Consider the following 20,564-nt stretch of genomic DNA (forward strand, 5'->3'; position numbering starts at 1 on the left):
TGTCCACCATCACACCCTGCTACAGTGCAATCAAGGGGAAAAATCACAGACGGCATGTGCACTGATGCACACAGATGAGAGGCACCGGGTGGCGCGGCTTCCGAGTCCGGACGACTTGCTCATTTTGCTGACCGTGGCCCGGCTGGGGCGTTTCAACGCCGTCGCCGAAACGCTGGGCACCACGCACACCACCATTTCGCGCCGGATCCTCGCCCTCGACAAGCAACTGGGCGGCCGAACCCTGGAGCGCAGCCCGCACGGCTGGGAATTGACGGAGCTCGGGGCTTCGGCCGTCGCCGCGGCGGAAACGATCGAGGAGACGCTGGGGTCCCTGGCAGCCGTTACCGGCCAGGACCGGGACGCCCTGGCCGGCATGGTGCGGATCAGCACCTCCGACGGCTTCGGCGCCGAATTCGTGACGCCGGCGCTGGTCCGCCTCCAGCACCGGCACGCCATGCTGAATGTGGAAATGCTGAGCGCAACGCGCAAGGTCAGCCAGAACCGCTCCGGCGTGGACCTGGAGGTGGTGGTGGGCCGCACGGACGTGAGCAACGCCCAGACCATCTTCCTGACCAACTACTTCCTCCGGCTCTACGCCAGCCCCTCCTACGCCGCCCGGCGGGGCTTGCCGGAAACGCTCGACGGCGTGGGGCAGCACGGCTTTGTCTCTTACGTTGAGTCGGCGCTTCAGGTTGCCGAACTGGGCCACCGGTCCTCGCAGCTGCCGATGCCGAAGTCCAGCTTCCAGGCGACGAGCATCTTTGCCCAGGTCGAGGCGGTGCGGCGGGGCGCCGGCATCGGGCTGCTTCCGAACTTTATGGTGGCCCGCAATCCGGAGTTCATTCCGGTGCTCCCCGACGCCTTCCAGCGTCAGTTGCCCATCTGGGCGGTGGCCCGGCCGGAATCGCTCCGGTCCGCACGGGTGCAGGCCGTTATCGTTGCCCTGAAGGAAGAGGTGGCGGAACGCCAGGACCTGCTGGCTGCCTAGGCCTCCGACATGCGGGTCCGGTTTCAGGCCTGGAAGAGCCGCCTCACCACTTGCCCGGCGGCGAGTGCGTCGAGGCCTTCGTTGATCTCCTCCAGCGGCCGGGTGTCGGTGTGCAGAAGCTCGACGGGAAGCCTGCCCTCGCGCCAGTAGCCAAGGTACAGGGGGATGTCCCGGTCCGGAACGGCGTCGCCCATATACGAGCCAAGCAACCGCTTGCCGGCCCCGGCGAACTGGAGCGCGGGCACTGTCAGTTCTGCGGTGGGGTGCGGCAGCCCTACCGAGACTACTGCCCCGCCGCGGGTCACGTGCTCGAGGCAGGACGATATGACCCGGGTTGACCCCACAGCTTCGATGGCGACGTCCACGCCGTCACCGGCAGCCTCACCGATCAGACGGGAAGCCTCGTCCGGGGTCCCCACGGCAGTTGCCCCGCACTTCAGGGCGAGCCCGTGCTTGCCCGCATTGGGATCGATGGCGATCACGGAGGAGGCGCCGGCGAGCGCCGCGGCCATTACGGCCGAAAGTCCTACCGCGCCGAGTCCGAAAACGGCTATGGACTGTCCGGCCTGGACAGCTGCCGTGTTGAGGACCGCTCCCATTCCGGTGAGCACGGCGCAACCGAACATTGCCGCAACAGTGTCCGGGACGTCGTCGTCAATGACCACCACTGATTCCCGTGCCACCACGGCGTAATCGGCGAACGCGGAAACCCCCAGATGGTGGTTGATCCGCTCCCCTGCGGGCGTCCGCAGCAGGGCCTCGCCATGCAGGAGGTCCCCGGACCCGTTGACTTCCGCCGCGCGGTGGCAGAGCGCCGGGCGGCCCGCCCGGCATGCACGGCAGGCGCCACAGCTCGGAACGAAGACGAGCACCACGTGGTCCCCGGGGGAAACGTCCGTGACGCCTTCACCCACCGCGGCAACCCGCCCTACGGCCTCATGCCCCAGCGCCATGGGAAGGGGCCGGACACGGGAGCCGTCCACTACGGACAGGTCCGAGTGGCACAGGCTCGAGTAGGTGATGGTGATGCCCAACTCACCGGCTCGGGGTTCCGGCCGGTCAAGCTCTTCGACCCGAAGGGCGTGCGCTTCGGTGTAGCTGGCTCCGGACGGGACCGTGGAGTAAAGGACGGCTGCTTTCATGGGGAATCCTGACTTCGTCGAAGGTGCTGACACCCAACTGCCCGGGCCTGCGTGGTCGCGGGTCCGGGCAGTGGGTGTGCTGTGTGTCGTGCTTGGGCGTGGCAGCGCCTACTTCTTGCCGGCTGCGAGCAGGTCTGCGGTGCCCTTCGCGTCGGCGGCGTCCACGTCGTGCAGCGAAATGCCGCGGGTCTCCTTGAGGAAGAACACGGAGATTGCGGTCACGATGCAGGCACCCAGCAGGTACAGCGCCACCGGAGTGGAGGACTTGAACGTTCCCAGCAGCGATGTGGCGATGATCGGTGCCAGCGAGCCGGCGACGATGGAAGTCACCTGGTAGCCCAGGGAAACGCCAGAGTACCGCATCCGGGTGGGGAACATCTCGGCCATGATGGACGGCTGCCCGGCATACATCAGCGCGTGGAACAGCAGGCCGATGGTGATGGCGGCCAGGATGATGATGTCATTGCCGGTGTCCATCATGGGGAAGGCGAAGAAGCCCCAGGTGCCGCCGAGGATGGCGCCCACCATGTAGACCGGCCGCCGGCCGAACGCGTCCGACATCTTGCCGACGAGCGGCACGGCGCAGAAGTGGATGAAGTGCGCCACGAGCAGAAGCAAGAGGATGCGGGAGGTGTCGGTCTGGACGACCACTTTGAGGTAGGTGATGGAGAACGTCACCACGAGGTAGTACAGGATGTTCTCGGCAAAACGCAGGCCCATGGCGGTGAAGACACCCCGTGGGTAGCGGCGGAAGACTTCGGCAACACCGTAGCCCTTCTTCTCCACCGTGACTTCCTTGCGGGCTTCGATGAAGATCGGCGCATCCTGGACCTTGGTGCGGATGTAGTAGCCAACGATCACGATCACGGCGGAGAGCCAGAAGGCGACGCGCCAGCCCCAGCCGAGGAATGCTTCCTGGGAAAGCGTGGCGGAAAGGGTGAACAGCACGCCGGTGGCCAGGAGGTTGCCCATAGGCACGGCGGACTGCGGCCAGCTGGACCAGAACCCGCGGGACTTGTTGGGGCTGTGCTCGGCGACCAGCAGAACGGCGCCGCCCCACTCACCGCCGACGGCGAAGCCCTGGACGAAGCGCAGGAACACCAGGAGGGCCGGAGCCCAGTAGCCGATCTGCGCGAAGGTGGGCAGGCATCCCATGAGGAAGGTGGAGACGCCAACCAGGACGATGCTCAGCTGCAGCAACTGCTTGCGGCCGAACTTGTCACCGAAGTGGCCGAAGACGATGCCGCCGATCGGCCGGGCCACGAAGCCCACGGCATAGGTAACGAAGGCGGCGATGATGCCGTCCAGTTCGGTCCCGGAATTGGGGAAGAACATTTTGCCGAACACCAGGGTGGCGGCGGAGGCATAGAGGAAAAACTCATACCACTCAACCACGGTGCCGGCCATGGAGGCCGTGACTACTTTCTTCAGGCCTGAGGCCTTGACGTCGGTTTCCTCTGGCCGCCGTGCGGCCGAGCTTTCCGTACTCATGTATGAACTCCTTCGGCGTCGTCATCGACACCACTGGGACAGGCTATGGCGGATGCGTGTGGTTTTGGTCACGAACCGCCGGGTCCCATCGAGTATGGTCTGCCGGAACGCCCAGCTCAACGCCGAATGATGCAGAGCGCATCTGCATTAATGCACATCTGTTGACGTTTGGGGCGCGGTGTTAATCCGAAAGGTGCTCCCTCAGCTGGCTCCCCAGCTGGCCGATCTCGGTCAGAAAGCCATCGTGCCCGATGGGTGCCTGGATAAGATGCACGTCCACCTCGCCGGGGAGTGCCTGGGCCAGCTCCCGCGACTGGGATGGAAAGTAGAGCCGGTCCGAGTCCACAGCGGCCACAAAGAAGCGAGCCTGCGAACTGGACAAGGTCTGGGCGAGGGAGCCGCGTCCCCGGCAGATATCGTGGCTCATGAGCGCCTCGGTGATGGCGATATAGCTGTTGGCGTCAAACCGCTGGACCAGCTTGGTGCCCTGGTGGTCCAGGTAGCTTTCAACCTGGTAGCGCCCGCGGGCTGCAAGCTGCTCGCCTTGAAGCGGTGTTTCGGGGGCCTGCGGCGCGCGGCCAAAGCGTCCGTCCAGCTCCACCGGGGAGCGGTACGTAATGTGGGCAATGCGCCGGGCCAGGGCCAGGCCCTCCTCGGGGGCAGGTCCGTTGTAGTAGTCACCGCTGTTGAAGTTGGCGTCCTGGCGGATGGCGAGCGTCTGTGCCTGGGCGAAAGCGATCTGCTCAGCGGTACTCGCGGCGCCCACGGATATCACTGCGCAACGCTGCACCCGTTCCGGGAACGTGACCGCCCACTCGAGGGCCCGGGCTCCGCCCATGGAACCGCCCAGCACAGCGAACCAGCTCCTGATGCCGAGCTGGTCGGCCAGCCGGGCCTCGGCCACGGTGCTGTCCCGCAGGGTGACCAGTGGAAAACGTGAGCCCCAGGGATTTCCGTCCGGCCCGGGGGACGATGGCCCGGTGGACCCGTAGCAACCGCCCACGATGTTGATCGACACCACGAAAAAACGGTTGGTATCCACCGGGGCACCGGGCCCCGCGAGCTGTTCCCACCAGCCGGCTTCCTCCGTATCGCCCCGGGTCACGTGGGTGCTGCCGGTCAACGCATGTTCGATCAGGACGGCGTTGCTGCCGTCCTCGTTCAGGGTGCCCCAGGTTTCATAGGCCAGCGTGACGTCCGGAAGGTATCCGCCGGCTTCCAGTTCCAGTCCCCCAATGGAGGCATAGCGGACAATCCCGTGTTCGGGGACAGTTGTACGGGTGACGGTAACCGTCATGGCAAGACCTCTTCTACGCGCTTGCCCGCCGTCGAATGACCGGCAGGCCAGGTCTTCACCCGGGGCACCCCGCCGCGGAAGGAGGGTTGCCGGCCAGCAAGCCGGGGCTGTCACTGGCACTCATGACCTGGTTCGAGTGTACGAAACAGCCCCTGCCTGCCGCCAAGAGTGTGACTGGTTGTGACTTCCCCGGCGTGATGCCGCGTTTGGGTGCCCCGGGGTAGGTCTAGGCGCCGGTGGCCTCCTTGGCGGCCCGGAAGCCGGCTTCGAGGTCTGCCAGGATGTCATCGATGTGCTCGATACCCACCGAAAGCCGCACAAGACCCGGGTTTACACCGGCCACCACCTGCTGCTCCGGCGAGAGCTGGCTGTGGGTGGTCGACGCCGGATGAATCACCAGCGAGCGGACGTCACCGATGTTTGCCACGTGGGAGTGCAGCTCCAGTGCGTCCACGAAGCGCTTGCCTGCCTCCGCACCCCCGGCGAGGTTGAACGAGACGATGGCGCCCGTCCCCTTGGGGCCGTACTTGCGGCCCCGCTCGTACCAGGGGCTGGACGGCAGCCCGGCATAGGCGACCGATTCGACGTCGTCACGAGCTTCCAGCCACTGCGCCACCTCCAGCGCGTTGGCCACGTGCCGCTCAACCCGCAGGCTCAGGGTCTCCAGACCCTGGGCGATCAGGAAGGCGTTGAAGGGCGACACTGCCGAGCCAAGGTCGCGCAGCAGCTGCACCCGGGCCTTCAGGATGTAGGAGAGATTGGCGCCCAGGGCACCTTGGGCGCCAAGGTCCCGGGCGTAGACGAGCCCGTTGTAGGTGGGGTCCGGGGTGTTGAAGCCGGGGAACTTTGCGGGGTCCTTGCCGAAGTCGAACTTTCCGGAGTCGACGATCACGCCCGCAATCGCGGAGCCGTGGCCGCCCAGGTACTTGGTGGCCGAGTGCACCGCGATGTCCGCGCCCCATTCCAGCGGCCGGATCAGGTATGGGGTGGACAGGGTGTTGTCCACGATCAGGGGAACGCCGGCCCCGTGCGCGACCTGGGACACGCCTTCGATGTCCAGGACATCCTGCCGGGGGTTGGATACCACCTCGCCGAAGAAGAGCTTGGTGTTGGGCTGCACTGCTGCGCGCCACTGGTCCAGATTGTCCGGGTCCGCGACAAACGTGACTGAGATCCCGAACTTCTTCAGGGTGTGGGCGAAGAGGTTGTAGGTGCCGCCGTAGAGGCTGGGGCTGGCGACGATATGGTCCCCCGCCTCGGCAATGTTCAGGACGGCGAAAGTCTCCGCGGCCTGACCGGAGCTGAGCAGCAACGCCCCCAGTCCGCCTTCCAGGCTGGCTATCCGCTGCTCCACGGCCTCCTGCGTGGGGTTGCCGATCCTGGTGTAAATGGGCGCCAGTTCGGCCAGGGCAAAGCGCTTGGCAGCGCTTTCGGCGCTGGGGAACACGAAGGACGTGGTCTGGTAGATGGGCAGTGCACGGGCGCCCGTGGCGCCGTCCGGCTCCTGCCCGGCGTGGATCTGGCGGGTTTCGAAAGACCATCCGTTGGACAACTAAGGCTCCTTTGACATGGGCCCGGCATGCTGGAAGCACCGCGGGCCGCGCTTGCCATCCGGCCGTTGCCGGACAGCCAGGTCCTCACCCGGGGCACCCCACCGCGGATGGAGGGTTGCCGGCCAGCGAGCCGGGGCTTGTCACTGGCACTCATGACCTGAGCTCAGTGTAGGAAGGAGCACGCAGCGCCGAACAGGATTGTGACGAACATAGTCCTCAAAGTTGCCTGGGTGTGACGGGGGCTTAATCAGGGTTCACAAGGGAAAATCCCAGTAAGGCTACCCTTAGCTGAGAGCCCGATCACAAAGTGCCAAGATGATGGCATGCGCATGGATCACGTCTCTTACGCCTGTGAACACGATGGCCTGGCTGCCACCACCGAACGTATTTCCTCTGCCCTCGGCGTCGAGGCAGTGAAGGGCGGGGTACACCCCCGGTTCGGCACCCGAAACATGATTATCCCGCTCGCGGGCCACAAGTACCTTGAAGTGGTGGAGGTCCTGGACCACCCGGCTTCGGACAAGGCCCCCTTCGGCCAGGCAGTGCGTGCACGGTCTGCAGCAGGGGGCGGCTGGATGGGCTGGTGCGTCGAAGTAGACGACCTCGCCCCCTTTGAGGAACGTCTGGGACGCTCCGCAGTCAACGGCAACCGCAAGTTTCCGGACGGCCGCGAACTGGTCTGGAAACAGATCGGCATCCTGGGTTTGATAGCCGACCCCCAGGTTCCCTACATGCTCAAGTGGGACGGCGACCCTTCCCTGCACCCCTCCAACGCCTACGACAGCAACGTGAAGATGAGCTGCCTGACCATCGCCGGTTCGGCAGCCCGGGTCACCGAATGGCTGGGTGAACCGGTGGAAAAGCCGTTGGAAGACGTGGCCGTGGAGTGGGTGGCACCGCACGGGACCCCCGGAATCCTTTCGGTGACGTTCGAGACCTCCAACGGAGCTGTCACGATCTGATCCTTCCTGGGCCTGGGCAGCTCTGCCCGGACCTCCGCCTGTTGGGCAGGCGTTCCCGTTTGCCCTCCAGAACTTCGGCCGCCATCAGCAGGTGACAACGGCGTCACCCGCCGATGGCGGCCGAATCCTTTTGTGAACCCGGATTGCATCAGCCCTCACCGGAATGTCCGACCCCCTTGTCATGATTGGTTTATGGGCAAAGCGGCGGTGGCAAAGGCGTATGACGACATCAACGCCGCCCTTGCTGTGCTTAATGCTGAGGTGGACGGGTGTGACTCTGAGCCGTTTTCGTATGCTGATCCGTTGGCCGGGCTGGCGGATGGGTGCCTGGACATCCTTGCCGGGGCACGGGCGGCGGAGGCCGGGTTCGCGGGTCTTAAGGCCCGGGCTGCCGTGAAGTACGCGGACAGCGCCGTCGCCATAGCGCCGCCGGACGCACCGGTGCAGGCGCAGGAGATGGCTATCGCCGCGGAAATCGGCACCCTGCTGGCCCTCGGCCCCCGGGCAGCGGGTTCATTCCTTGCAGCATCCCATGCCCTGGCCAAGGAGTTGCCGCTGACCCTGTCGGCGTTGCAGGCCGGAACCATCTCCTGGCAGCACGCCCTGGTGATGGTGGAGGAAACGGCTAGCCTCGACCCGGCCGGGGCGGCGGCACTGGAAGCACAGTTCCTGGACCCGAACACACCCAGGCCGGCCGCTGCTGCCCCGATCGGGGAGATGCCGGCCTCCCGGTTCCGCCACAATGCCCGGACCTGGCGGGAGCGGCACCACGCCGAGCCCATCGAGAAACGCCACGCCAAAGGTGTGGCGGACCGGCGGGTGGAATATCGGCCCGATCAGGACGGAATGGCCTGGCTCTCTGCCTACCTGCCCGCCGACGAAGCCACGGCGGTCTGGAACAAACTCACCGCTGATGCGCGGGAGTTACAGGGCCCGGCAGAAACCCGCACCCTTACCCAGTTGCGGGCGGACCTGTACGGCAGCTGCCTCCTCGGCGGAACAACCACCGGAGATCACCACGGTAATGGATCCGATACAGGAACGGCCGCCGGCCCGTCGTCGTCGATCCGGCCCCAGGTGCTGGTAACGGTGCCGGTGTTCTCCCTCATGGGCCTGACCGATGAACCGGCGATGCTCGACGGGTACGGACTCATCCCGCCGTCGATGGCACGCAAGCTCATCGCCGACGGCGCCGGCTCGTTCCACCGGGTCCTGGTGGACCCCCGGGACGGGCGCCGCTGGAAATCGGCAGCACCAAATACCGGGTCAGCAAGGCGATGCGGAACTGGCTCAGCCTGCGGGACGGCAAATGCCCCTTCCCTGGCTGCAATAACTCTTCCCTCGACAACGAAGCCGACCACATCCTCACTTGGCACAACGGCGGCACCACAGGGGTATCAAACCTCGGACAGCCCTGCCCAAAACACCACAAACTCCGTCACACCAGCGGCTGGAAACCCACCCCAGCGACCAAAACCGAACCACCCGGCTGGATCTCACCCACCGGCCGGCTCTACAAAAGCGAACACCAGGACTGGGAACCACCCCACTGGCCGCACCAATTGCAGCCGGCGCCCGGGGATCCTCCACGAGTCGACGTGGATCTTGTTTGCATCGGTTTATCCCTCGCAGAAGACGGCATCGAGCGGTACCTGCCTGCCGGCGGTGGATGAACCTTCGTCGAAACCGGCTCCCGCCTCAGGAGCTGGATTCGGCCTGCCCAACTCCCGGGATCCGCGCCGTGTTGCTATTTGCGCGGCGTCGGATTGGACGCTTTAGCCCAATCCCATGGCCCTGCCAAACAGGCTGAAGCCGACGAACGCCACGATGTCCAGGAGCGCGTGGGCAATCACCAGGGGCATTACCCGCCGCGTCCGGGTGTACAACCAAGCGAAGACGACGCCCATCACCACGTTGCCGATAAACGGCCCAAAGCCCTGGTACAAGTGGTAGGTGCCGCGAAGCAGGGAACTCACCATGATGGACAGCGGAACGCTCCAGCCGAACTTTCCGAAGCGGTTCAATAGGTATCCCACCACAATGACTTCCTCCACCACGGCATGGCGCATGGCGGACAGGATCAGCACCGGCACCGTCCACCAGTAGGCATCCAGCGCACTGGGAATGATCGCGGTGGTGATTCCCAGCGCCCTCCCTGCGGCGTACAGGCCGAGGGACGGAATGCCGATCAGCGCCGCCAGCCCGAACCCCTGGAGCAGGTCCCGGCCCGGCCGCTCAAAGTTGAATCCGAGCTTTCGGAATGCCGAACCCGCGTTGCTGCCGTCGCCGGAGACAGACTGCCTGTGGTCGGTAAGGAAGTAGATCACCAGGAGCACGGGCACCAGCGCGAAGGTAATGTCCAGCAGTTGGTAGGTCAGGTCGAAGTACTCGCGGGTGCTCTGCGACCGGTTGAGTGTTGAAGTGCCTTCCGCCAGCGGCGCACGGGTCATCTTGTCCAGGAGCTGCACCACCGAGTAGACGGCAGACTGGCCCAGGGAGAGACCTAAAACGATCCAGACTTCGATCCGCAGACGACGGCGGGAGGGAACCAGCATGTTCTTATCTTGCCTGCAGTTTCTGAATCCGGCCTGATTAGCCCTCCGAAGTGCAGGTGTACCGCTGTTTGTTGTCGATTCAGCCGGCAGCCACAATAACTTCCGTGCCGTTCGCCTCAAAGGCAGCCTTGTCCTCGGCCGAAATTCCTGAATCCGTGATCAGGCGGGTGAAGTTGTAGCCGTCCATGGTGGCGAAGGCGCGCACCCCTACCTTGGAGGAGTCAGCCAGTACATAGGAGACGCGTGCCCTGCTGGCGAGCAGTGCGTTCACCGAGGCCTCCCCCTCCCCCGTGTTGGTTGGCCCGACCTCCGGGTCAATGCCGTTGACACCGATGAAGGCGATGTCCAGCACCACCTTCTGCATAATGATGTCCGTGTAGGGCCCTACGAGTTCGTAGGATCGCGGATTCAGGATGCCGCCGGTGACCATGACTTTAATGTTTGGCCGGACCGCCAATTGCCCGGCGATGTTGATCGCATTGGTCACCACCGTGAGGGTGGACTGGTTGGAAGGCGCGTTGAGGTCCTCGCGGGTGGCCAGGATCTGTGCCAGTGCAGTGCTGGTGGTGCCGCCGCAAAGGCCGATCACGGCTCCGGGGGCAATCAGCGCAGAAGCCGCCTGGGCAATCTGCTCCTTGGCCTCGGCGTGGTCGTCCCGGTTGTACCGGCCCGGCAGGTCGTACGCGAGCGCACCCGTGGTGGCTCCGCCGCGGGTCCTGGTGAGCAGCCGGCGCTTGGCCAGGCTGTCCAGGTCGCGCCGGGCAGTGGCCGGGGAGACGTTGAGGGTACTGACAATCTCTTCGACCTCTACCTGCCCGGTCTTGGCAAGGATGTCCAGGATTGCCGTCAGTCGGTCGGTGCGGGTCATGCAAGGGCCTCCAGATACTCCCGCCACCAGCTTCGATGACGCTTTCTGATCATAACAGACGGCTAATGATCATCTAACGTCAGTTTACCGGCACCGGTCACCTGGCCCTTTTCCCTGCCCGCCATACAGCGTACGTCAGGGGCATACCCGGACGGTACGCAAGGTGCGTTGCGGACGGTGCGTTGAGCAGGTGAAGGTCCGCCCGGTGTCCGACGGCGATAGAGCCTACCGCGCGCTCGCCGTCGGCGTCATTTCCCGTGTCCTTGTGCAGTGCGAGGGCGCCCCCGTAGGTCGCTGCCCGGACAGCTTCGTGGACGCTCAGGCCCATCTGGAGCACCGCGGTGGTGACACAAAATGCCATGGAGCTGGTGTAGGAAGTGCCCGGATTGCAGTTGGAGGCGAGTGCCACCTGGACGCCGGCGTCAAGCAGGGTCCGTGCGGGAGCGAGCGGCTGGCGGGTTGAGAGATCGCAGGCAGGCAGGCACGTTGCCACGGTGCCACGCCGCCCGGTTCCGGCGGCGGCATCCCAGCCGGCCCAGGTTCCGGCCAGCGCGGCCACATCCTTATCCGCCAGGTAATTCGCGTGGTCCACGCTCGCGGCTTCAAGTTCCACGGCGAGCTGCACTCCGGGGCCTTCGCCGAGCTGGTTTCCGTGCACGCGAAGCCCCAGGCCCGCGTCGCGGCAGGCCAGCAGCACCCGGCGCGATTGTTCGGCAGTGAAGGCCCCTTCCTCGCAAAAGACATCGGCCCACTGCACGTAGGGCCGGACGGCTGCCAGCATCGGGCCGAGGACGAGGTCAGTGTAGTCGTCCGGATCCTGCCCGGCAGGCACCAGATGCGCTCCGAGGTAGGTGACCTGATCGGCGACAGTCGAAGCGATGCGCGCGCTCCGGGTTTCGTGTTCCACGTCCAGGCCGTAACCGGTTTTCGTCTCGATATACGTGGTTCCCTGCGAAACAGCTTCGTTAACGCGGGACAGTGCCAGTCGGGTAAGGTCGTAGTCCGATGTTGCGCGGGTGGCGTTCATGGTGACGGCGATGCCCCCTGCAGAGTAGGACTCCCCCGCCATCCGCGCCTCGAACTCCGCCGTCCTGTCGCCGGCGAAGAGCAGGTGCGTATGGGAATCCACCCATCCCGGGAGCATGCCGCGGCCGCCCGCGTCGACGGCGTCATCCGCAGCAGGAGCATCGGCAGCGGCGCCGATCCACGAAATCCGCTCCCCCTCGATCACCACCGCGGCGTCCCTCAGGACCCTGTGCTCCAGGTCCTGCGTCATCAGCTCGGCAATATTGGTGATCAGCGTACTCATACGACCATTCTTCAGCGCCGCACTGACCAGCGGGTTGCCGCCAGCGCCTGTGCTGTCCGGGATCCCGGACGGACGTCGGCCTGGCATGCGCTGCTGACGGATCCGCGGCCGGCAAGGATCTGAGCAGCCGCGAGTTCCGCCATCCCCGACGACGTCTGGAACCCATAACCACCCTGGCCGGCGAGCCAATAAAAGCCGGGAGCTTCGGCATCAAATCCGGCCACCGGGACGCCGTCGGCAGCTTCTGTGCGCAACCCCGTCCAAGCCCGACGGACGTCGCTAATGCCCAGCGAGGTCACTTGGTTCAGCCGGGCCACCAGTCGTTCCACGTCCCCGGGCCGGGGCTTGGCGTCTTCGGGCCCGCTGGGAACAGATTCGGACGGGGAGATCAGCACGTCATTACCTTCACGGCGGAAGTAGAACGTATTGTCCGCGGCCGCCACCATGGGGCTGTGCTCCGGCAAGGGTCGTTCGACGGCGGCAATCGCGGCGGTGCGCCGGTACGGCTGCAGCCCGAGCTTCTCCACACCGCTGATGACCGCGAGTTCGTCCGCCCAGGCACCGGCGGCGTTGACCAGGACGCCCGCCTCGAACGCCTCCATGCCGGCGCCCACCTGCCAGCCGGAGCCAAGGCGCTGCGCGGAATGGACCCTCGCGCCTGTAATGATGTCCGCCCCGGCGGACAGCGCGAGCTGCCGGTGGTCCGCCAGCAGCAGGGGCGCGTTGCAGCCAAAGGACCCAGTATCCAGTCCGGCAGCGGCGAACGAATCCGGGACCAGTGCCGGGCAGAGCTCCAGCGCTTCTGTAGGGGTGATGGAGCGCATGTGGCCGCTGGCTTCCGCGGCCACTGCTTCCTCGGTCCCGATCAGCATAAAGCTACGGGGTGTGAGCACAGGTTCGGTCAGCTCAGCATCGCGGGCAGCGATCAGCTCGAGGGTCCGGACCGTGAGTTCCTGGACCACGGGCGGACCGTAGCTCGGGATGAGTTGGCGGGCCGAGCGGGAGGACGTGTGGTACGCCAACTCCTGCTCAGCCTCCACCAGTGCCACGCTGCATTTGCCTGCCAGGGCCGAGGCCAGGGAAAGCCCGGCAATGCCGCCGCCAACAATCAGGACATCGTAATGTGCTGCCATGGCACCATCCTTGCAGAGTTAGGCGCGGACAGTGGCTGCCTTCAGGCTGCCACCTCGGCGCGGCTGGTGACGAAGGCACGCACGCAGGTTTCGACGTCGTCCGCTGAGTGCGCGGCGGAAAGCTGCACACGGATCCTGGCTGCTCCGCGCGGAACCACGGGGAAACTGAAGGCGGTGACGAAGACGCCATGCTGCAGCATCCGGTCGGCAACTTTGGCGGCGAGCACGGCGTCGCCGAACATCACCGGAACAATGGCGTGCTCACCCGGCAGGAGGTCAAAGCCCTCCTCGGTCATCCGCCGGCGGAACAGCGCGGCGTTCTCAAAGAGCGTGCGCCGCAGGTCCGCAGAATTTTCCACCAAATCGAGGGCCTTGATGGTGGCGGCAACGATGGCCGGGGCCAACGAGTTCGAGAAAAGGTAGGGTCGGGCCTTCTGCCGGAGCATCGCCACCACTTCCGAGCGGCCGGAGACGTATCCCCCGGACGCTCCGCCCAGCGCCTTCCCGAACGTGCCGGTGTAGATGTCCACCCGGTGCGATACCCCTGCATGCTCCGGCGTGCCGGCGCCGGTTGCGCCCATGAAACCCACGGCGTGGGAATCGTCCACCATCACCAGGGCGTCGTGCTTTTCGGCGAGGTCGCAGATGGCTTCCAGCGGTGCCAGGTACCCGTCCATCGAGAAGACGCCGTCGGTAACGATAATCTTGCGGCGGGCATCCTTCGCTTCAACGAGCTTCGCCTCCAGGTCCGCCATGTCCTGGTTGGCGTACCGGTACCGCTGCGCTTTGCACAGCCGGATGCCATCGATGATGGACGCATGGTTCAGGGTGTCGGAGATGATGGCGTCATCAGGACCGAAAAGGGACTCGAAGACCCCGCCGTTGGCGTCGAAGCAGCTGGAGAACAAAATAGTGTCCTCGGTCCCCAGGAACCGGGAGACGCGGGCCTCGAGTTCCAGGTGCAGGTCCTGGGTGCCGCAGATGAACCGCACGCTGGCCATGCCGAAGCCGCGTTCGTCCATGGCTGCCTTGGCCGCATTGATAATGTCCGGGTGGTCAGCGAGGCCCAAGTAGTTGTTGGCGCAGAAGTTCAGCACGTTGGCGCCCTGCTGGCCGATGATGCCTGCGGTGATGTGGCTTGACTGGGGCGAGTTGATGCTGCGTTCGGTCTTGAAGAGTCCCGCGGTGCGTATGTCCTCCAGCTCGGTGCTCAGCTGGTCCTTGATCGAGGTGTACATGGCGTTCCTTAGAGTTGGGTCCAGTCGAGGACAACTTTTCCGCCTGCGCCGCTGCGGGCAAGGTCGAAGCCCTTCTCCCACTGGACAGCAGGGAGCGTATCAGTGACGACGGCGGAGATGCCCGCGTGCAGCACGGGGTTGGACGAGAGCATGGCGCTCATGGCGTACCAGGTCTCGTACATCTCGCGGCCGTAGATGCCTTTGAGCGTGAGCATGTGGGTCACCACCTTGCCCCAGTCAATGGCGATGTCCTGGCTGGGCAGGCCCAGCATGGCGATCCGGCCACCGTGGTTCATGTTGTCAATCATCTCCGGCAGGGCGGTGGGGTGGCCGGACATTTCCATCCCGATGTCAAAGCCTTCGCGCATCCCCAGTTCCCGCTGGGCGTCGCGGACGCGGGTGGTGGAGACGTCGATGGCAAGGTCTGCGCCGAGCTGCCGGGCCAGGTCCAGGCGCGGCTTCGAGACGTCGGTGATAGCGATCTTGCGGGCGCCGGCATGGCGTGCGACGGCGATGGCCATCAGCCCGATAGGACCGGCACCGGTAATGAGCACGTCTTCGCCCACGAGCGGAAAGCTCAGGGCGGTGTGGACTGCATTGCCGAAGGGGTCGAAGATGGCGCCGAGCTCGGGAGTAACGGAAGGATCGTGGTGGACCCACACGTTGGTTTCCGGGATCACCACGTACTCTGCGAACGCGCCGTCCCGCTGCACGCCCACGCTGACCGTGTGAATGCACATCTGCCGACGGCCGGCCCGGCAGTTCCGGCAGATTCCGCAGACCACGTGGCCCTCACCGGACACCCGGTCACCCACTTTGACGTCGCGGACGTCTTCGCCGATTTCCACCACTTCGCCGTAAAACTCGTGGCCGGGGATGAGGGGAGCTTCAATGATCCCCTGCGCCCAGGAATCCCAGGACTGGATGTGCAGGTCCGTGCCGCAGATCCCGGTGGTCATGACCCGGATCTTGACGTCGGCGGGGCCGGCCACCGGTTCGGGGCGGTCCACCAACTCGAAGCCGGCCTGCGGGCCTGCCTTGTACAAAGCCTTCATCGGCTTCCTTACTCTTCGTCTTGCGTCATCGGCAGGTGCTGCCCTCCTCATTACAGCGAGGAAGAAGCTTTAGCACAACCGCTATTTTCTCAATCAACGATGTAGCAGGAGCTAATGCATAGACTGGACTGGTGGAGATACACCAGCTTGAAATCCTGCGTGAACTCGGGGCCCTGGGCAGCGTCAAGGCGGTAGCGGACACGCTGATGGTCACGCCCTCGGCCGTGTCCCAGCAGTTGGCACTCCTTCAGCGGACGGTGGAGGTGCCGCTGACGCGCAAGGAGGGCCGTAACCTCGTGCTCACAGAGGCCGGCCAGGTGCTGGCAGACGCCGGGGCCGCCGTCGTAAACGCCATGGCGGACGCGCGCGGCGCGATCGGGAGCTATCACGGCACCCCGGCCGGCAGGGTAACCCTGTCCGGCTTCCACAGTGTGGGGCAGGCGGTATTTGCCCCGCTCGCGAGGATTCTGGATGCGCCGGGACAGCCGCGGATCGAACTTTCGGACGAGGACGTGGCGCAGCAGGACTTCCCTGCCCTCACCGCCCGCTACGACCTGGTGCTGGCCCACCGTATGGACCACAGTCCCCGGTGGCCGGCGGAGCGGGTTACGGTGATTCCCCTCGCCCACGAACCCCTCGACGTGGCGCTGCCTGCCGGGCACCCCCTGGCCGGGAAGGCGGCCGTGACAGCGGGCGACGTCGGCGGGGAGGCCTGGGTGACCAGCCACACCGGCTACTCCCCGGCGGATGTGTTGTCCGCCGTCGCCGCCGTTTCCAGCCGCGAACTAAACATCGTGCACCGGATCAACGACTATTCCACGGTGGCGGCGCTGGTGGCCGCCGGCGGAGTGGTGGGGCTGCTGCCAAGGTACACCGCCGGGCCGGTGCTCAACCCGGACATCGTGCTGCGGCCCCTCGAGGGGATCAGCACTCGGCGCCGGATCGACCTGCTGGCACGGCCCGAGAACCTGAAGCGGCGCTCCGTCATTATTGTCTCCGAGGCGCTGCAGGGCATCATGGCCGGGCTCGTGGAACAAGGCTGACCCCCAACTGGGTAACGCTAAGTGTCGTTTTCAACGTCGAAAACGACACTTGCCGCTACCTACTTTGCGTGCCCTTTACCCTTGCCGTGTCCGTGGCCTCTGCCCAGCCCAAATCCACGGCCGTCACCGGCCCCCTCAACAATCCGCGCTGCCGTAACCTGATCCCCGTTCTTCACCCCGGAGATCCGGACAATGTCACCCGCGGCGATGTCCGCGATAGTGCCTGGTGCCGGCTTGAGCCGTTTGGCACCGTTGGGCGTTGCGGAAGAGCCGCCCGCAGCTGCCGCCGGCACCTGCCGAATCGTCGTTTCGGCATTGACGGTGTACGTCTGCGAGTAGCCATCCTCACTCTTGACGATGATGGACGTAGCGCTGACGGCGTCCACCGTGCCGCGCTGCTCAAGGATGGTCTCGAAAGTTCCGTCCGCCTTCTTGACCACGCTCTCACTGTGCAAATGCTGGGGGCGCTGGGCTTTGTCCGGCTTGGCTTTGCGGTTTTCCTGGCCGGGCGCCACCTGGGACTGGGAAGAAGAGGGCGACGGCGATGCCGCCTCGCTCGCAGCCCACGCAAACGCAACCCCTGTCCCCGTCAGTGCGAGTACCACCGCCCCGGCGAGCAGGGTCTTGCGGAATGTCAACGGTTCCCGGACAGACATGCCCATTCCTTCCACGGCAACGGCAGGGCCTGTTTACCCGCGTGGTGGTGCCCTGGAGCTTCAGTGTAGGGCGGGCAGTCGCCATCGCACACGAGTAATCCGCTGTCTGTGGGACGCGAGTACTACTTAAACCAAAACTGAGTAGCAGTAGGTGTCGTTTTCAGCACTCAAAACGACATTAACTGCTACCCAGTTGGGGTTGCGCGGAGCTAGACGGTGACGCCCAGCTTTTCCAGGATCAGTTCCTTGACGCGGCCTGCGTCGGCCTGGCCGCGGGTGGCCTTCATAACGCCGCCCACGATCGCGCCGATGGCCTGGACCTTGCCGCCGCGGATCTTTTCGGCAACGTCAGGCTGGGCGGCCAGTGCGGCGTCAATCGCTTCGAGCAGGGGCCCGTCGTCAGAGACCACGGCCAGGCCGCGCTTCTCCACGATTTCGGCCGGGGTGCCTTCGCCGGCGAGCACGCCGTCCAGTACCTCTGAGGCCATCTTGTTGTTGATCTTGCCCTCTTCCACCATGCGTGAAAGCTCCACGATGGTGGCGGGCTGGACGCCAAGCTGGCCGGGGTCAACGTCCGCGTTCTTGGCGCGGCCCACGATCTCGCCCATCCACCACTTGCGGGCCACGGAAGCCGAAGCACCGGCTGCGATGGTTTCCTCGATCTCGTCCATCACGCCGGCGTTCACCACGTCGCGGAATTCGAGGTCCGAGTAGCCCCAGTCGGCCTGCAGCCGCTTGCGGCGGGCGGCCGGCGGCTCAGGCAGGGTGGCACGGAGCTCCTCGATCCACTGGCGCGACGGAACAACAGGAACAAGGTCCGGCTCCGGGAAGTAACGGTAGTCGTCAGCGTCGGACTTGGCCCGGCCTGACGTAGTGGTGCGGGTGTCCTCGTGCCAGTGGCGGGTTTCCTGGATGACGGGCTCACCGGCATCCAGGACAGCAGCATGGCGCTGGATCTCGTAGCGGACGGCGTGTTCAACGGCGCGCAGCGAGTTCACGTTCTTCGTCTCGGAACGAATGCCGAACCTTTCCCGGCCGTGCGGGCGGAGCGATACGTTGGCGTCGCAGCGCACATTGCCGCGTTCCATCTTCGCGTCGGACACTCCCAGGTTCTTGACGATCTCCCGCACGGCGGCCACGTAGGCCTTGGCCAGTTCGGGGGCGCGGGAACCGGCGCCCTCGATCGGCTTGGTGACGATTTCCACCAGCGGAACGCCGGCACGGTTATAGTCCACCAGCGAGAAGTCGGCGCCCTGGATACGGCCCGTGGCTCCGCCCATGTGGGTCAGCTTTCCGGCGTCCTCTTCCATGTGCGCGCGCTCGATCTCCACGCGGAACACGGTGCCGTCAGAGAGTTCAATATCCAGGTAGCCGTCATACGCGATGGGCTCGTCGTACTGGGAGGTCTGGAAGTTCTTCGGGGTGTCCGGGTAGAAGTAGTTCTTCCGGGCGAAGCGGCAGGATTCGGCGATCTTGCAGTTGAGCGCGAGGCCGATCTTGATCGAGGACTCGATGGCGGCCTTGTTCACGACGGGCAGGACGCCGGGCATGCCGAGGTCCACCTCGTTGACGTTCGTGTTGGGCTCGTCGCCGAAGACGTTGGGTGCGGAGGAGAACATCTTGGTCTTGGTGTTGAGCTCCACGTGGACCTCGAACCCCAGGACGGGATCGTACTTCTCCATGGCCTCTTCGAAGCTCAGGATTGCGTCAGTGTTCATTATTTTGCCTCCTTGGCTTCGACGAGCTCGCCCAGTTCTGGGGCCTGGGCCAGCAGCGGGCCGCCCCACTTGGCTTCCAGCAGCGACTCAAGGACGGCGCCTACACGGTACAGGCGGGCATCTTCGCGGGCGGGTGCCAGCAGCTGGATGCCTACGGGCAGCCCGTCCTCGTCCGCGAGGCCGCCGGGAAGCGACAGACCCGGAACTCCGGCGAGGTTGGCGGGGATGGTGGCGACGTCGTTGAGGTACATGGCCAGCGGATCGTCCAGCTTCTCGCCGAGGCGGAAAGCGGTGGTGGGGGCGGTGGGCGAAATCAGGACGTCGGCCACGGTGAAGGCTGCCTCGAAGTCGCGCTGAACCAGCGTGCGGACCTTCTGTGCCGAGCCGTAGTAGGCGTCGTAGTAGCCGGCGGACAGCGCGTAGGTGCCCAGGATGATGCGGCGCTTCACTTCGTCGCCGAAGCCGGCGGCGCGGGTGGCACCCATCACGCGCTCGATGGTCATGGGACCGTCCTCGGGGAGGACCCGCAGGCCGTACCGGACGCCGTCGAACTTGGCGAGGTTGGAGGACGCCTCGGAAGGCATGATCAGGTAATAGGCGCCCAGGGCGTACTGGAAGTTGGGGCAGGAGACCTCAACGATTTCCGCGCCGGCCTCCTTGAGGAGCTCCAGGGAGTCATTGAAGCGGTTTTCGACGCCGGCCTGGTAGCCCTCGCCGTGCAGCTCCTTGATGATGCCGATCCGCATGCCCTCGACGTTGCCCGTTTTGGCGGCGGCCACGAGGTCTGCCAGCGGGTCCGCGAGGGAGGTGGAGTCACGGGGATCGTGCCCGCCGATGACCTCGTGCAGGAGGGCTGAGTCCAGGACCGTGCGGGAAACCGGACCGATCTGGTCCAGCGAGGATGCCATCGCAATGGCACCGTAGCGGGACACGCTGCCGTAAGTGGGCTTAACGCCCACGGTGCCGGTGACGGCGCCGGGCTGGCGGATGGACCCACCGGTGTCGGTTCCGAGGGCAAGGGGCGCCTCGAAAGCAGCGACGGCGGCAGCGGACCCGCCGCCGGAGCCACCCGGGATCCGGTCCAGGTCCCACGGATTGCGGGTAGGGCCGTAGGCGGAGTGCTCCGTGGAGGAGCCCATGGCGAACTCGTCGAGGTTGGTCTTGCCCAGGATGGGCATCTTCGCGGCGCGCAGGCGCTCGACGACGGTGGCGTCGTAGGGGCTGTGCCAGCCTTCGAGGATTTTGGAGCCTGCCGTGGTGGGCTGGCCCACCGTGACGATGAGGTCCTTCACGGCGATGGGGACGCCGGCGAGGACGTGCAGGGCTTCGGCTTCGGCGCCACCGGCGGCGCGGATGGCGTCCACCTCGGCGGCGACGGCGAGGGCTTCCTCGGCGTTGACGTGCAGGAAGGCGTTGACGCCGCGTTCGCCGCCGTCTACTGCCGCAATCCGGTCAAGGTACGCCTGGGTGACCTCGATGGAGGTGACCTCGCCGGCGGCCAGCTTTTCGGCCAGCTTGGCGGCGGAGAGTCGGATGAGTTCTTTGGTGTCAGTCAT

16 protein-coding genes, 1 pseudogene and 2 riboswitches are annotated in these 20,564 nt (G+C 65.5%); of the genes and pseudogenes, 4 read left to right on the top strand and 13 right to left on the bottom strand.

From position 1 onward, the window contains the following. Positions 1-64 precede the first annotated feature (64 nt). Entirely contained in the window at positions 65-988 is a 924-nt protein-coding gene (locus tag CXQ88_RS03980; protein ID WP_181037404.1) for a LysR family transcriptional regulator, read from the top strand. Positions 989-1,011: 23 nt separating this feature from the next. Here the strand turns inward: CXQ88_RS03980 and CXQ88_RS03985 are convergent, their stop codons facing one another. From CXQ88_RS03985 to CXQ88_RS04000, 4 genes are all read right to left on the bottom strand, one after another. Beyond that, positions 1,012-2,130, bottom strand: a complete 1,119-nt coding sequence (locus CXQ88_RS03985; protein ID WP_104042869.1) for an alcohol dehydrogenase catalytic domain-containing protein — start codon at positions 2,128-2,130, stop codon at positions 1,012-1,014. A 108-nt stretch (positions 2,131-2,238) separates the two neighbouring features. Then, positions 2,239-3,621, bottom strand: coding sequence for an MFS transporter (locus CXQ88_RS03990; protein WP_104042870.1), 1,383 nt, complete (start codon positions 3,619-3,621; stop codon positions 2,239-2,241). A gap of 181 nt (positions 3,622-3,802) precedes the next feature. Continuing rightward, a complete protein-coding gene (gene metX, locus CXQ88_RS03995) occupies positions 3,803-4,918 on the bottom strand; it encodes a homoserine O-acetyltransferase MetX (protein ID WP_104042871.1) in 1,116 nt (371 codons plus the stop codon). A gap of 12 nt (positions 4,919-4,930) precedes the next feature. Next, a riboswitch (SAM riboswitch) is annotated at positions 4,931-5,046 on the bottom strand. A 98-nt stretch (positions 5,047-5,144) separates the two neighbouring features. Continuing rightward, positions 5,145-6,470, bottom strand: a complete 1,326-nt coding sequence (locus CXQ88_RS04000; protein ID WP_104042872.1) for a bifunctional o-acetylhomoserine/o-acetylserine sulfhydrylase — start codon at positions 6,468-6,470, stop codon at positions 5,145-5,147. A 43-nt stretch (positions 6,471-6,513) separates the two neighbouring features. Beyond that, positions 6,514-6,629, bottom strand: a riboswitch (SAM riboswitch). Positions 6,630-6,794: 165 nt separating this feature from the next. Between CXQ88_RS04000 and CXQ88_RS04005 the strand changes: the two genes are divergently transcribed. Next, complete coding sequence (locus CXQ88_RS04005; protein ID WP_104042873.1) at positions 6,795-7,433, top strand: VOC family protein; 639 nt, start codon at positions 6,795-6,797, stop codon at positions 7,431-7,433. Between the two features lie 192 nt (positions 7,434-7,625). Further along, positions 7,626-9,106, top strand: a pseudogene (locus tag CXQ88_RS04010) (DUF222 domain-containing protein). Positions 9,107-9,208: 102 nt separating this feature from the next. On the opposite strand, the gene CXQ88_RS04015 reads toward CXQ88_RS04010, so the two are convergent. The 6 genes from CXQ88_RS04015 to tdh all read right to left on the bottom strand — a co-directional run bounded on the left by CXQ88_RS04015 (position 9,209) and on the right by tdh (position 15,591). Continuing rightward, the gene (locus CXQ88_RS04015) at positions 9,209-9,988 is read right to left on the bottom strand and encodes a CPBP family intramembrane glutamic endopeptidase (protein WP_104042874.1); all 780 of its coding nucleotides are present in this window, start codon (positions 9,986-9,988) and stop codon (positions 9,209-9,211) included. Between the two features lie 79 nt (positions 9,989-10,067). After that, a complete protein-coding gene (locus CXQ88_RS04020; RefSeq protein WP_104042875.1) occupies positions 10,068-10,856 on the bottom strand; it encodes a DeoR/GlpR family DNA-binding transcription regulator in 789 nt (262 codons plus the stop codon). 97 nt (positions 10,857-10,953) lie between these two features. Continuing rightward, complete coding sequence (gene hutI, locus CXQ88_RS04025) at positions 10,954-12,165, bottom strand: imidazolonepropionase (RefSeq protein WP_104042876.1); 1,212 nt, start codon at positions 12,163-12,165, stop codon at positions 10,954-10,956. Between the two features lie 11 nt (positions 12,166-12,176). Next, positions 12,177-13,298, bottom strand: a complete 1,122-nt coding sequence (locus CXQ88_RS04030; RefSeq protein ID WP_104042877.1) for an NAD(P)/FAD-dependent oxidoreductase — start codon at positions 13,296-13,298, stop codon at positions 12,177-12,179. A 41-nt stretch (positions 13,299-13,339) separates the two neighbouring features. Then, complete coding sequence (locus CXQ88_RS04035; RefSeq protein WP_104042878.1) at positions 13,340-14,536, bottom strand: glycine C-acetyltransferase; 1,197 nt, start codon at positions 14,534-14,536, stop codon at positions 13,340-13,342. An 8-nt stretch (positions 14,537-14,544) separates the two neighbouring features. Further along, entirely contained in the window at positions 14,545-15,591 is a 1,047-nt protein-coding gene (gene tdh / locus CXQ88_RS04040; protein ID WP_104042879.1) for an L-threonine 3-dehydrogenase, read from the bottom strand. Positions 15,592-15,722: 131 nt separating this feature from the next. Between tdh and CXQ88_RS04045 the strand changes: the two genes are divergently transcribed. Next, complete coding sequence (locus CXQ88_RS04045; protein ID WP_104042880.1) at positions 15,723-16,634, top strand: LysR family transcriptional regulator; 912 nt, start codon at positions 15,723-15,725, stop codon at positions 16,632-16,634. Positions 16,635-16,693: 59 nt separating this feature from the next. Here the strand turns inward: CXQ88_RS04045 and CXQ88_RS04050 are convergent, their stop codons facing one another. The 3 genes from CXQ88_RS04050 to gatA form a co-directional block, all read right to left on the bottom strand. Continuing rightward, the gene (locus CXQ88_RS04050; protein WP_104042881.1) at positions 16,694-17,290 is read right to left on the bottom strand and encodes a DUF5666 domain-containing protein; all 597 of its coding nucleotides are present in this window, start codon (positions 17,288-17,290) and stop codon (positions 16,694-16,696) included. Between the two features lie 209 nt (positions 17,291-17,499). Continuing rightward, on the bottom strand, positions 17,500-19,008 hold the full coding sequence (gatB, locus tag CXQ88_RS04055) for an Asp-tRNA(Asn)/Glu-tRNA(Gln) amidotransferase subunit GatB (RefSeq protein ID WP_104042882.1): 1,509 nt from the start codon (positions 19,006-19,008) through the stop codon (positions 17,500-17,502). Continuing rightward, positions 19,008-20,564, bottom strand: a complete 1,557-nt coding sequence (gatA, locus tag CXQ88_RS04060; RefSeq protein ID WP_104042883.1) for an Asp-tRNA(Asn)/Glu-tRNA(Gln) amidotransferase subunit GatA — start codon at positions 20,562-20,564, stop codon at positions 19,008-19,010. Before gatA ends, gatB begins: the two co-directional genes overlap by 1 nt.

The organism is Arthrobacter sp. ZGTC412 (assembly GCF_002929215.1).
Taxonomy (GTDB): Bacteria; Actinomycetota; Actinomycetes; order Actinomycetales; family Micrococcaceae; genus Arthrobacter.